Consider the following 14,483-nt stretch of genomic DNA (forward strand, 5'->3'; position numbering starts at 1 on the left):
TATGGACTAAATTCTAAACATTCAAGAAGCATCAAAACTTTTAAATCTATCGGTATTAACAATCTATAGTAAAGTATGTAAAAAAGGTAATCCCCGTCAATAAACAAGCTAAACGCATTTATTTTTACAGAAATGAGTTAATGAAATGGATTAAGTCCGGTCGAGTAAAACTTATTTAGAAACCCAAAATGATATTGAAAAGAGGTCAAAAATCTAAAGTTAATACTAGATTTTTGACCTCTTTACTTTTTAACCCTAATCTCTAAGTATTCCCCTGCTTATCTAAAAGATGCCATGGAACAATTGGAGGGACAAATTGCTTCCACTAAGATTGCAATGGCCAGACTCTCTTCTCCTCAATTGTATTATGTAGTATCGGGAAACGACTTTACATTAGACATTAATAATCCAGCCGAACCAAAAATAGTCTGCATGGGTAATAATCCCCAGAAAATACAAATTTATGGTGCCGTTTTGTCCTTATATGTGTCTTGCTTGGTAAAATTGGTGAATCAAAAAGGGAAACTCAAAAGCAGCCTGATCTTCGATGAATTCCCGACCATCTATCTCAACAATATGGATAGTCTGATTGCCACTGCACGAAGCAATAAAGTAGCGACTTGTTTGGGGATTCAAGACTTCAGTCAGTTGCGTAAAGATTACGGTCGCGAACAGGCCGATGTTATTATGAACATCAACGGAAATATTGTGAGCGGTCAAGTTACCGGTGACACCGCCAAACAATTATCAGAACGTTTTGGAAAAATTATGCAGGACAGAGAATCGATATCTATAAATAGCGGCGACACTTCCATCAGCCTTTACAAACAATTAGAGTCAGCCGTGCCTCCTTCCAAGATTTCTTCTCTAAGTTCAGGTGAATTTGTCGGAATGGTTGCCGATGATCCTAACTGCAAGATTGATCTAAAAACTTTTCATTATGAAATTGTCAACGATTACCAAGGGCTAAAAAAGGAAGAAGAAAATTATACAGATATTGCCGTTATTAGGAAGATTGATAACACTATAGTTCAACGAAATTATTTACAAATTAAGCAGGATATTCAAGAGATCATGCAATCTGAAATTGAGCGCCTTTTAAATGATCCAAGTCTGGCCTATTTGATACTGAAGAAGTGAGATTGTCTACTTCCAATGAAAATAATATTTTTTATAGTGGTTTTAAAAACACTGTTAAACACCTATTCAATTCTTTTATCAGCTTCTTTCATGAGATTACAGTAAAAGCCAGCGAAATCACTTTTTTACCGCTGGAGTATCATGAAGTAACCCAGAAGTTCGACATTGTAGTTTTTTTTAAAAGTAACAATTTGTATTGTGATACGAAGACGTTAAAGCAATCAATTTTCATCATCATGCAAGACATTTTAGGAGAAAAATCGCTATACCAAAACATCAATTTTGTGCAGTTGGCACAAGTACCAGATAACAAGGACGGGTTGGTTAAATTATATGATTTTCAATTGTTTATAGACAATTTAAACGGTGCGGAATTAAATAATTATTTTCTTAAAATGTGGAAAACCGTGAGATAAATTAATTTAGTCAACTTAGCTTTGAAAAAACCAAGTAGAATGGAACTGTTTGATTTATGTTTTTTATCAACCTAATTTGTTAATAACAAAAATCTTACACTACTTTCAAATTGTGTATTTTTAGATTCTCAAAAAAAAAGCGTTACCAATGTCATTATTTCAGCCCTCCGTACTCAAGAAATACTTGAGCCAACAAGATTCTGCCTTGATCCAAAAAGCCTATAAAAAATACGTCAAGTATTTTCACAATGGTGCAATTCAGGAAAATATTCGCAACAGTAAGGAGGAACAATTCCAGGAAGGATTCTTGCGCGAATTATTTGTGGACATTTTGGGCTACACACTAAATCCGGCAGCTAACTTTAATCTGACAACAGAACTCAAAAACATAAAAGGTGCCAAAAAAGTAGATGGCGCCATTCTCAAAGACGGAAACGCCCTCGGTGTAATTGAACTTAAAGGTACAAATACAAAAGACCTCGAAAGCATACGCCAACAAGCCTTTGATTACAAAGCCAACCAAACGGGTTGCATCTATGTGATTACTTCCAATTTCGAGAAATTGAGGTTCTACATCAACAATGCCGTAGACTTCGAGGAATTCAACCTCTTTACCCTCACACACTCTGAATTTGAAATCTTCTACCTCTGTCTGGCTAAAGAAAATATCTTGGCCAACAAACCACTCAGCATAAAAGAAGCTTCGGTGGTGGAAGAAGAAAATATTACCAAAAAATTCTATGGTGATTATTCGGTATTCAAACGCGAGTTGTACCGAGATTTGGTCAAACAAAACCGGGCTAACATATTATTGAATGACTTAACCGAAAAAACCACCAAACTGATTCTTTTCAAGAAGTCGCAAAAACTAATCGACCGATTTCTCTTCATTCTCTTTGCCGAAGACCGCGGACTGCTGGCTCCAAACTCCATCAATACCGTTTTAAAAGAATGGAAAGCCTTAGCCGACTTGGATGTGGAAGTACCATTATATGACCGCTACAAGCAATACTTTGGCTACCTTGATACCGGACGCAAAGGCACCGACAAGAAAGAAGAAATCTTTGCCTATAACGGTGGGCTTTTCCAAGCCGATACTATTCTAGATGCCGTTATCATAGATAACGATCTGCTCTACCGTCATACCTTAAAGCTTTCGACCTATGATTTCGAAAGTCAGGTGGATGTCAATATTCTGGGGCACATTTTCGAACATTCCTTGAATGAAATCGAAAGTGTCAATGCCGAAATTGAAGGAATCGATTTCGACAAACAAAAAACCAAACGCAAGAAAGACGGGGTGTTCTATACCCCAAAATACATTACCAAATACATTGTCGACAATACCATTGGTAAACTCTGTACCGAGAAAAAACAGGAGTTGGGCATTATTGATGAAGAATATGCAAAAGGCCGCAAGAACCGCCAAACCGCCACCATTGTAAAACTGGACCAGCAGCTCAAGGACTACCGCGAATGGCTTTTGGAACTCACCATTTGTGACCCGGCTTGTGGCTCCGGTGCTTTCCTGAACCAAGCCTTGGATTTCCTGATTCGGGAACACGCCTACTTAGACGAACTCAACAAACAGCTCTTTGGAGGTTTCTTTGTCTTTCCCGATATCGAAAACCAAATCCTGGAACACAACATCTATGGTGTCGATCTCAACGAGGAAAGTATCGAGATTGCGAAACTCTCTTTGTGGCTGCGAACCGCCCAACCTAAACGAAAACTCACGAGCTTAAACAACAACATCAAATGTGGCAACTCGCTTATTGAAAGCAAAGCCGTTGCCGGCGACAAAGCCTTCAACTGGAAGGAACAATTTCCGGAAGTATTTGCCAGAGGGGGCTTTGATGTAATTATTGGGAATCCGCCTTATGTAGATATTAAAGTTTTAGAGAAGAATGTTGTAGAATATTTTTTTAAAGATTACAAAACTGCAAATAATAGAATTAATTTATTTTCTCTCTTCATTGAAAAGTCTTGTCAGATTTTAAAAGAAAATGCTAAATTTTCATTTATTATACCTTCTTCTTTATTAACTCAGGATTCTTATAAACTTATTAGAAATGTTTTGCTCACTAAAACTAACATCAATAATATTGTAAGACTACCTAATGAATCATTTGGAGGAAGTGCAGGAGAGGTTAAAGTTGACACTATAATTTTGACTTTTACTGTAACAAATATTTTGAGACTTCCAGTTGAAATTATGGTGTACAAAGGATTTGATAGAATAAATGAAATATCCTCAATAAATTGCGATGAACATTCATTTATTGATCAATCCCTATGGAAAGAAGATGAAAATTATATCTTCAGAATTAATGGAAATCAAAATATTTCTAAGCTTTTAGATAAAATTGAAAAAAAATCAACTTCTCTAATTAATTGTGCTGAATTTTGTTTGGGACTTACTCCATATGACAAATATAAAGGACATACACCCGATCAAATTATTAATCGAGTATTTCATTCTACTTATCAAAAAGATGAAACATTTAAAAAATTGTTAGCCGGAAATGGTGTTACCAGATATAACATCGAATGGAATGGAGAGGAATGGATTAGTTATGGAAATTGGTTAGGAGCAAAAAGAGAAGATAAATTTTTTAAGGAGAAACGAATATTAGTAAAACAAATTATTGATTGGTCAGCGAAAAAAATCTGGGCAGGTATTACTTCAGAAGAACTCTATAATACACAAAATGCCTTTAATTTAATTGCAAAAAAAAACTATAATACAGAATATTTACTTGTTTTAATCAATAGCAATCTAATGTCTTTTTATCATAGAAAAAAATTTCTTGAAGAGTATAAAGATCGTTTTCAAAAAATTTTAATTAAAGACTGTAAAGAATTTCAAATACCACCAATTTCGATGGAACAACAACAACCATTTGTTGAAAAAGCGAATAAAATACTCTCACTAAATAAAGATTTTCAAGGCGTAAACAGAAAGTTTAACAGCTACTTTTCAGGACAATATAAACTTGAAAAACTACCTAAAAAACTAGAAAACTGGAGTGAATTAACCTTTGCTGATTTCATTACAGAACTCACTAAAGCCATTAAAAAAACAGGGCTAACGCAACTCACCAAAAAAGACGAGTTCGAATGGCTGGATCTGTTTGAAGAAAACAAAGCCAAAGCCCAAATCCTAAAAGTACAAATAGAAACCACCGAAAAAGCCATTGATAAAATGGTATATGAGTTATATGGCTTGAGTGAGGAGGAGATTGGGATTGTTGAAGGGAATTAATAACTATATTATGGATAGAAAATATATTTATGTCAATGGAAAAAATCAGTTGAAATTGAAACATTTAAAACTCTTGATGAAGATAAAATTGTTAATGAAAATAATTATAATGTTTATATCGATGGAACATTCACAAGTTCCAAAAATAAAAATCACAAAATGAGTAAATCGTAACATAATTATGAGAGTTGATCGCATTTTGTGATCGATAGGAGCAATGTTTATAAAAAAGCAATTTGAATAATGAAATATTATTGCTTTATCTTTTGTGAGAAGACTTGCATTGTAAAGGTTTCAACAATTAAATAGAAGATTTAATATTTGATTAAAATACACTAATAAACTTGAGTAATTCAAAAAACAAATTCAAAAATGACAAAAACTAAAATAATTAATCTACCAAATATTTCAGGTATAGAAGAATTACCAAAAGATTATGTAAAACGTGATGCCATATTAAATCAAATTGATAAAGCGTTAGAAATAAATGATATTGTTTTTATTAAAGGAGATGAAGGTATTGGAAAAACTACAATTCTTAACGATTTTGTCCTTCAAAATTCTCAAAATTGTGTATCTTTTTTCGTAAATGAATTTGATAAATATACTTATAATTTTGATTGTATATTAGATAAACTTTACAGTCAAATTTTCTTTTACACTAAAAATGAAATATCAGAAGTATACCCAGATTTAAATCTATATAATTCAATTCAGGGAGACTTAAGAAAAAAAATTAAATCAAGTAGAAAAAATTTATTTTTTGTTCTTGATGGTTTCGACAATTTAAACTCTAAAGAATTAGACCAAATAATTCCATTAATTGACATTTTACCATGGAAAAATGCAAAATTTATTTTTTCAGGAAATCACGAAATATTTTCGAGATTTTACAGTCAAAAACTTAATAGCACTTCTATAGATATTTATAATTTTGGTTTTCATGAAACAAAAGAATATTTTAAAGAAATCTGTGTCAATGAAATTGAATTACAAGAAATTCATAAACTTAGTAGTAAAGGTATTCCATCAAAACTGAAAGAACTCAAACTACTTTGTAATAATAATGGAGGTGTAACAAAATTTCTTGAAATTGAGGATATAACTGATAAAACTAATTATCTAGAAAAAATTTGGGAAGAAGTAAATGAAGAAAATTTAATTTTAAGTAAAATTATTGCTCTGCTTGTTTTTAGCGATACAGATTTAGATACATATACAATTTGTGAAATTCTTAACATAGAAAAAAAAGTTTTAATTGACAACATCAAAGAAATTACTTTTATAATTATAACTGATAATAAAATAACCTTTCAAGTTGATACAATAAGAAAGTTTTCGAAAATCAAATTAAAAAATTTGGAAGATGATATAAATAATTTATTAATTGATTATTATGAGCTACAACAAGATTCGGAAGAAAGTATGTTTAACTTGCCTTATTTGTACAGCAAAGCAAAACAATGGGAAAAAATAACAAAGTTTTTTACTACGGATGCGTTTATTCATTTTATAGATAAATACCAAACAATTGTTAATATAAATTCACAATTTTCTATTGCATTTAATGCTTCTAAAAACACTAAAATAAGATTTGATGAGGCAAGATTAAGATTTGCTTTGCATAAATCTTCAATTATAGAATTGGAAAAACATGAACTTTGGGAAAGCGAAATAGAAGCAAGAATTTTATTGGGAGAATATAATCAATCTCTAAGTTTAGCAAATAGCGCATTGCTTAAGGAGGATCGATTAAAACTTTTAGCAATTTTAGCAAAACAAAGAAAAATTAATAATCTTCCTGAGGATTTAGATCTGTTGGAACAAATCATATGTCTTTACGAACAAATAGATTTTTCCAACATTCGTGAAAAGGGATTTGAAATTGCAGGAATACTTATTTATTCTAATTTACAATTAGCTATTGAATTAGTTGAAAAAGTAACTGATAATTCATCAACTAATAATTCACTTGATTATGCTTTTGCGTATTTGACATTATATGCATCAGAGATAAACAAAAAAAACAAATCTCAAATTGCAGATATAGATGTTATTAACGCCAAAATTCAAAATGATGACGTAAAAAATATTACAAATGCTCTACGCTTTTTATCAGATGAATATTCTATTGATGAACTTTTTGTTAATGTTAATCGTATATCCAAATTTAGTCAAAAATTATTTATTCTAAAAAATTGGATAAAAAATAACACTAATAATAAAGAAGTTACAAAAGCTATTAAATTAACATTAGAAGAAATAGTTCGTACTTCAAGTGAAAATGTACCTAATGCAACATCTCTTTCGGAAATTGCATCCCCGCTACCTTATCTGGATAATGTTAGTGAAATCGAAGAACTAATTTTATTATTTGATGCACATAAAAGTACAATTGACAGACCAACGAAAAGTTATGTACAGCTCCAACTAATCATTGCCGAAGCTTTATTAAAGATCGATTTTGTTAAATCTAAGGATAGAATATTTGATATTTATTTATTAATTGAGGAGTTAAGTGATCTATCAATAAAAACAGACTGCTTAAGTTTTCTTTGGTTATGGTTATCAAAAAACGATATAAATAATGAGATAGAAAAATCGATTAGTTTAATTGAAACTATTGAAGCTCAAACCAAAAAAAATATTGATTTATTACTTAAAGATACTGCTTTTCATTTCAAAATGGTAGAAAATGTAATATCAACAATAATAACCTCAAATCCAGATTTTATATTTGAAACTATCAAAAAATTAAATACTCAAGAAAGAAGGGATGTTGCTTATAAATTAGCTTTAGAAAATTATGTTCAAAAAACTAAAATTGAAGAATTAGATTTTGTTTTAATTAATAAATTTAATAAGGAAATAATAAATTCATTATTAAAAGAAGGAGTAATTATTGAAATAATAGATAAATTTTATTTTTTAAAAGAAGACGTAATACCTCATATAAATAAAATTCTTCCATATTATCTATTAATAGCAAATATAAGTCAAGTTGCTAATAAATGTTACATTATTTGTCATGCAATAAAAATATTAAATTTTGATAAAGCTACTCACCAAGTTAAGATTGACGATTTACTAATTGAGTTAAAAAAATCATGGGATTTCATAGATGTTTTATGGGAAAAAATTGAAATTGGGTTTTTAATTGCTAGGGATTTAACCGATTTTTCACAAGAGAAAGCAAGAGAATATTTAAACTTTGCAACAGATTTAAAACATCACGAAGCCTTTTCTTCCAGTTCAATAGTAAACACATATATTGCTAGTATTAAACTAACAATAATGTCCTTTTGTGGATTAGTTTTAATAGATGACAAAAGATCAATAGAACTGAACTTGATTTATGATACAATAAACGTTTTACAATCTGTTGGAGAAAAATTAAAACTTTGGTCAGAAGTTTATCTTAGAGTATACGCCTTAGGCAAGGAAGATTTGTCAAAAAACATTTACAAACAATATATTAATCCGTTACTAAATGAATGGATTTTTAATGCCGCGGATACATATAAATCAAATACAATAACTAAGATTTCCCCAGCATTATATATTTATAACTCGGGAACATTTAATACAGATTATTTTGATAAATTAAATGCTGAATATAAAGAGCAAGCTATTAAAAATGTTTGTGATTATATTTTGACTAAATTATATATTGATGATCCTACAAGTTTTGACCAAAAAACAGAGAAATTAGAATATTCTGAAATAAATGAACTATGTTCACTTATTGATAGATTTAACAGTGATTTTTTAATACATTTTTATATAGAAAAAATTGTTAAATGCATAAAAGAGAGTAAAAATGAGTTAACAATTGTTCAAAAAAATTCACTTAAAGAGAAAATTAAGTTAATCATCAAATTGAGATTGCCAAGTTTAAGTGGAATCCAACATGAAGGATATAAAATTATTTCTGAATCTGAAATTTTATCTTTAGAATCTTACAATGAAAGTTCTTGGAAAAATTTAATAACACGGGCTAATTTTATAACTAATGTCTCCGATCGAGCTCTTATATTAGTAATGTTAGCAAATAAAATCACATTGAAATCAAATAAAAAACAAGTTGAATTAATGGAAAAAGCTTTCGACTTGATAAAATCAATTCCTTCAGTATATGATAAAACAAATAGATTCGATGCAACTTGGGAAACTTGGTTGAGTATAGATAAAAGTAAGTTTAAAAAATACCTAAAATTAGCTTATAAAGATCTTTTATTAGCTAAAGATGGCGAAATAAATGGTATCAAAAAAATAATTGATATGGCGCATCAACATGATTCACAATTAACAGATGAATTAATTATTATGTTAGATGATGATCCAGCGAGAAAAAAATTGAAGGAACCATTTGTAAAAAGAATAGAAAGTAAAACTATTGTCAATAAGGCTTGTAAACAATCAAATATGTTAGCAGGATTAGATAATTATCAATATCAAGAAGTGTTTAAAAAAAATTTAATTGACTTAAATAACGGTAAAAGAGTTTCAAAAGATATAGCTGAAACATTTGAAATTTTAGACAAATCATCTGAGTTTTCTTTAAATGATGCTTTCGAATCATACTTGTATTTTATTCAAAATGCAATTAAAAGATATGAGGTCAATTCAAAAGAAAAAGATATTTTAACATCAATTTTTTCAGCTACGATAGAAAACACAAAATTGATTGGGATTCTATCTTCAGATAATATAATGAAAATGAAAAATCTTTATAAGGCGAAAGTTGGACTAGATTTAAATCCTATAATTTCTCCTGGGGAAAGAAATAAAGCAATTGAAATTTTAAAAAATTGGTTTCTAAATAATATTGATAATCAATTGATTATTATTGATCCATACTTTACAGAAAAAGAATTAAATATATTACAGTTAATACAAGAGGTTAAGCCTAATTGTGAAGTTAAAATCTTAACAAGTAAAACAAAAAGCAGTAATAATAATCATATCGATAGTGATACTATGAAATCTATCAATAAAGAAGTTTATTTAAGAGCTTGGAGAACTATATCAAGTGATGATCCGCTTCCTACAATTATTAGAATTGTTTGGGATAAAGATACCTTAGATACACCGATACATGATAGATGGATTATTGAACCCAATACTAAGAAAGGTTTAAAATTAGGCACTTCATTTAATGGATTTGGTAATAAAGAATCAAGTATTGAAGAATTAAACACTGAAAGTTTAATAAATGTAGAGGACATAATTAATAAATATTTATATAAAGAAATTAGAAAGATAGGAACTTACAATTTAAAATATGAAAGTTTTGATTTAGAAGACTAAAAAAAATTAAGGAAGTATTTTGCTGGAAGGTTGACTCGCTAGCGCGGAGTTCTAATCCCGATCGCTCGGATATACAATAAACATCCTCTTGCGGATAGCACGGATTTGCAATCCGTGCCCATCCCAATAAGTATCTACAGTCTATAAATTAATCCTCCCCTAACTCCCTATACACAGATTTATTTACTAATCAAGTCCCTTAACAACCTAACACCAACACACCCAACCCCCTATCAAACTCTGCCTAAAAAAAAATACACATTAATTAATATATATTTGTTCACAAATATGTGAACATTTACATATCTTTGCAAAACCAATTATGGAGATAATCTTTAAAAAACAGTATTTATCAGACCTATACCAAGGAATCGTAAAACCCTACAAGGAGTATAAATCCAACCCACAATTGGTAAAACAATTTATAAACAAAATCAATACGTTAAAATCCGTCACTCGTGTTGAACAATTGTATCAAATTAAAAGTTTACGTTATGAAAAAAAAGAAGGCAACCTCAAAGGAGTAAGTGCCGTTTGGGTAAATGAGCAATACCGCATTCTTTTTAATGAAGTGACTTCCAATTCAGGAGATCTCACAATCGATGTATTAGAAATCGAGGATTTAAGTAAACATTACGAAAAATAACGACAAAAAATGACGACAAAAAATCTAGTACCAGCAATTGCAACGCATCCCGGAACAATACTTTCCGAGGAAATGGAAGCAAATGGATACTCTCAAATTGATCTTGCAAAACTCATAGACATCAAACGCAGCCAACTCAACGAAATCATAAAAGGTAAACGAAACATAAACGCAGATGTAGCATTATTGTTAGAAAAAGCCTTGGGTATTGATGCCGATTTCTGGATGGAAGCGCAAAAAAACTATGATCTCGACAAAGCAAGAATTGAGGCTAAAAACAAAGCACAGTTAGAAGCTATAGAAATCTGGAATGTGGCTAAAGTCTTTATTCCGATTTCTTTCTATAAAAAAGAACAAGTGATTTCCGGTAATCCGTTAACGGACAATCAAAAAATCAGGGAAATATACGGAGTGGTAAACTTGGACCAATTGGCAACAATGTCCGTACAAAACAATTACCACAGGTTCAAAAAATCAACCAAACTAAAAACAGATGTAGTCAATATTATGGGCTGGGTGAAACTGGTGCAATACAAAGCTGCAGAGGTTATAGTCCCACCTTTCAATCTCGAAAATCAAGAACAACTGATAACAGACTTGAGAACCATATTATTACAAAATAAAGACACACTAAATAAAGTTCAAACTAAATTACATGAGAATGGCATTAAGTTGATATATCAGGCAAAAGGAGAAAAAACACCCGTGGATGGAGTTTCTTTTTGGAGTGATGGAAACCCTGCTATTGGGATGACATTAAGACACAATCGCTTAGATAATTTTGCCTTTACATTGTTTCACGAATTGGGACACATTTACAAACATTTAGTAAATAATGACACCGCTGAATTTATTGATCTGGAAAATAAAAATGAAGAAGAAGAATACAAAAACTCTACAGAAGAAAAACAAGCAGACCATTTTGCACTAGATAAGCTCATAAAAGACGAAGATTGGAACAAATTCAAAAAGAATTTGAATTTCAATAACAATGACACAGCAATGATTGCTTTTGCTAAACAAGTAAAAATCCATCCAAGTATTGTGCGAGGTAGAGCTTGCTTTGCGCTAAATAATTTCAGAAGCTACACTTCAATTAGCAACGATATTAATTAATAAACTTAAACTCCAGTTACTGGAAAAATAAGATAGGAAATAGGAATCTTGAAATAAAAAATTAAAGAGTTTATAGCGTCTAATAAGCCTTAGTAAAAACAGATTCAGTTATCTCCAAATTTACGAATACAAATTTTGAAAAAATGATTAGAATTTACACAAGAGAAAAATTTTCCAAACTAGATTTCGATGATAAATGTACTTTACTCGAAGCACTTTTAACTGATGAATTTTATAACGGGCAAACGGAAATAGGTTTTTATATTCCAGAGGGTTTCACAGGCGAAATTGGTGAGAATTTACCTGAAACTCCAATTGAAATTAAAAAAATTGAAGATGAAAAATTTGAAATTTTAATATGTAAACTCACTGATAAATTGTTTGAAACCCAAAACGAATTTGAGTTTGATCTTGAATATTACAATAAGGAAGTAAAAAAAAGCAATGAAATAATTTTCAATGCTACAAACTTTATAAAAGAATAAATTCTAAAAAAGCTCCGTTCCTTAAAGTCTCCTGACTTCGGAATTCCTTTCTAACAATAACCTAAATTTAAAGCTTAATTTTCAAATCATTAATATCTCTTTTCAACTCTAAAAACATATCTGTAACACTTGCCGTTTCTTTTACTTGCTGTTTTTCATCTGTGAGTCCAATGTTACATACGTATTCCCAAATTTCAAGTATAGCGGAAACCTTGACTTCATAAGGAGGATAAAAACTGTTGTCTGACGCTACAACGAGTGCATTCATTTTGTTTTTATTCAATCGCTTGTACACCATACCTTCATTCTTGGTGATCAGTATGTAGGTCTTGCCATCCTTGACATCTCCTAACTTTTCAATATACCGTCCAACAATGATGGATCCATTTTCATGTGGTGGCATCGAATCACCTTCCACCGGAAAACCCCTATGCTTTCCAGATCCCAAAAAAGGCAAAGAAATTTGCTGAAGACTTTCAATATATTCCGGATCGGCATACCCATTCAAATAACCGGCTTTTACTTTCTGTGTGACAACTTCAATAAAATTTTCTCCCTTAGTATCTACAGTAATCGGCAATACTAATCTGTTATTTTCCAATTGCAACAAATCATCTACCGGAATTTTTCTAACATCCACAGATAGCAACAGGTCTATACTGATGTGATAGTAATGCGCTATCTTCTTCAATATTTCATACGGGGCTTCCGAAGTGCCGTCTTCATATTTGACGTACCTGCCCCTGGTTATCCCTAAGGATTCCGCCAGCTTTTCTTGCGAAATTTTATGTTGTACCCTAAGGTTCCTGATGTTGTCGGAAAATAAAGACATAGGTATTTTGTTATAATTTGTAACAACAAATATAATCAAATTTGTTAGTATCTGTACTAATTTTGTAACGTATAAAAAAGAAAAGAAGATGGAAAGAGCAATTGTACACATGGATTTAGATACTTTTTTTGTGTCCTGTGAAAGACTGGGGAATTCAAAACTGGAGGGAATTCCTTTGATTATTGGTGGCGGAGATCGTGGTGTCGTGGCTTCTTGTTCCTATGAAGCCCGCAACTTCGGAGTGCGTTCTGCCATGCCTATTAAAATGGCACTCCGCCTCTGCCCTCAGGCTAAAGTGATGAAAGGCGATATGGAATTGTATTCCAAATTATCACATGACGTAACCGAAGTGATCCAAGAAAAAGCACCAATTGTAGAAAAAGCCAGCATCGATGAATTTTACCTCGATATCACAGGTATGGATAAATTTTATGGGGGGTACAAATGGACCAACGAACTGGCACATTCCGTTACTAAAGAAACTGGTCTACCAATAAGCTTTGCTTTATCGGTTAACAAAACCGTTTCCAAAATTGGTACCGGCGAAGCCAAACCAAAAGGTAACTTAGAAATACCCGAAAATAGGGTGCGGTCTTTCTTAAATCCGCTTTCGATTCAAAAAATTCCCATGGTGGGTGATGTTACTTTTCAGTTGTTATCCCGAATTGGAATCCGTACTATTCAGACCCTTTCAGAAATGCCTGCCGAAGTATTACAGCGAATGATAGGCAAGAACGGCATCGACATCTGGAAGAAAGCCAATGGCATCGACAACAACCCAGTGGAACCCTACACGGAACGAAAATCCATTTCAACGGAACATACTTTTACTCAGGATACCATTGACATTCCAAAATTAAAATCAATACTGGTCGGAATGGTAGAAAAATTGGCTTTTCAATTGCGCTCCGAAGAATGGCTGACTTCCACTGTGGTAATCAAAATTAGATATTCCAATTTCGACACCGAAACCAAACAATGCAAAGTAGCCTATACCTCAGCCGATCATACGCTGACCAAAACAGTTACTGACTTATTTGATAAAGTTTACCAACGTCGCATGCGGCTTCGTTTAATCGGAATTCGTTTCAGTGGGTTGGTTCGTGGAACCTATCAGATCAATTTATTTGAAGATACCGAAGAAATGCTGTCACTATACCAAGCGATGGATAAAATGAAAACTCGCTATGGCTTTGATGCGGTAATGCGGTGTGCCGGAGCTACCTTCAAACCCAATAACAAATCGGAAATTTTAAAACGCAAATTATAACAT

The 14,483-nt window shown here is 31.5% G+C and carries 9 protein-coding genes; 8 read left to right on the top strand and 1 reads right to left on the bottom strand.

Going from position 1 to position 14,483, the window contains the following annotated elements; all coding sequences use genetic code 11:
• The first annotated feature begins 294 nt into the window (after positions 1-294).
• From E0F91_RS09150 to E0F91_RS09180, 7 genes are all read left to right on the top strand, one after another.
• The gene (locus tag E0F91_RS09150; protein WP_132066198.1) at positions 295-1,140 is read left to right on the top strand and encodes a TraM recognition domain-containing protein; all 846 of its coding nucleotides are present in this window, start codon (positions 295-297) and stop codon (positions 1,138-1,140) included.
• A gap of 236 nt (positions 1,141-1,376) precedes the next feature.
• On the top strand, positions 1,377-1,556 hold the full coding sequence (locus E0F91_RS09155; RefSeq protein WP_132066200.1) for a hypothetical protein: 180 nt from the start codon (positions 1,377-1,379) through the stop codon (positions 1,554-1,556).
• 148 nt (positions 1,557-1,704) lie between these two features.
• Entirely contained in the window at positions 1,705-4,821 is a 3,117-nt protein-coding gene (locus E0F91_RS09160) for an Eco57I restriction-modification methylase domain-containing protein (RefSeq protein WP_132066202.1), read from the top strand.
• Positions 4,822-5,193: 372 nt separating this feature from the next.
• Positions 5,194-10,131, top strand: coding sequence for a P-loop domain-containing protein (locus E0F91_RS09165; protein ID WP_132066204.1), 4,938 nt, complete (start codon positions 5,194-5,196; stop codon positions 10,129-10,131).
• A gap of 322 nt (positions 10,132-10,453) precedes the next feature.
• The gene (locus E0F91_RS09170; protein WP_132066206.1) at positions 10,454-10,777 is read left to right on the top strand and encodes a type II toxin-antitoxin system RelE/ParE family toxin; all 324 of its coding nucleotides are present in this window, start codon (positions 10,454-10,456) and stop codon (positions 10,775-10,777) included.
• A 9-nt stretch (positions 10,778-10,786) separates the two neighbouring features.
• Positions 10,787-11,893 (top strand): HigA family addiction module antitoxin, encoded by a 1,107-nt coding sequence (locus E0F91_RS09175; RefSeq protein ID WP_132066208.1) that lies wholly within the window; start codon positions 10,787-10,789, stop codon positions 11,891-11,893.
• A 143-nt stretch (positions 11,894-12,036) separates the two neighbouring features.
• Entirely contained in the window at positions 12,037-12,378 is a 342-nt protein-coding gene (locus E0F91_RS09180) for a hypothetical protein (protein ID WP_132066210.1), read from the top strand.
• Positions 12,379-12,445: 67 nt separating this feature from the next.
• On the opposite strand, the gene E0F91_RS09185 is transcribed toward E0F91_RS09180, so the two are convergent.
• Complete coding sequence (locus E0F91_RS09185) at positions 12,446-13,210, bottom strand: XRE family transcriptional regulator (protein ID WP_132066212.1); 765 nt, start codon at positions 13,208-13,210, stop codon at positions 12,446-12,448.
• An 88-nt stretch (positions 13,211-13,298) separates the two neighbouring features.
• Here E0F91_RS09185 and dinB point away from each other — a divergent pair, with 88 nt between their 5' ends.
• On the top strand, positions 13,299-14,480 hold the full coding sequence (gene dinB / locus E0F91_RS09190; protein ID WP_132066214.1) for a DNA polymerase IV: 1,182 nt from the start codon (positions 13,299-13,301) through the stop codon (positions 14,478-14,480).
• Positions 14,481-14,483: the final 3 nt, after the last annotated feature.

The organism is Flavobacterium sandaracinum (assembly GCF_004349135.1).
Classification (GTDB): domain Bacteria; phylum Bacteroidota; class Bacteroidia; order Flavobacteriales; family Flavobacteriaceae; genus Flavobacterium; species Flavobacterium sandaracinum.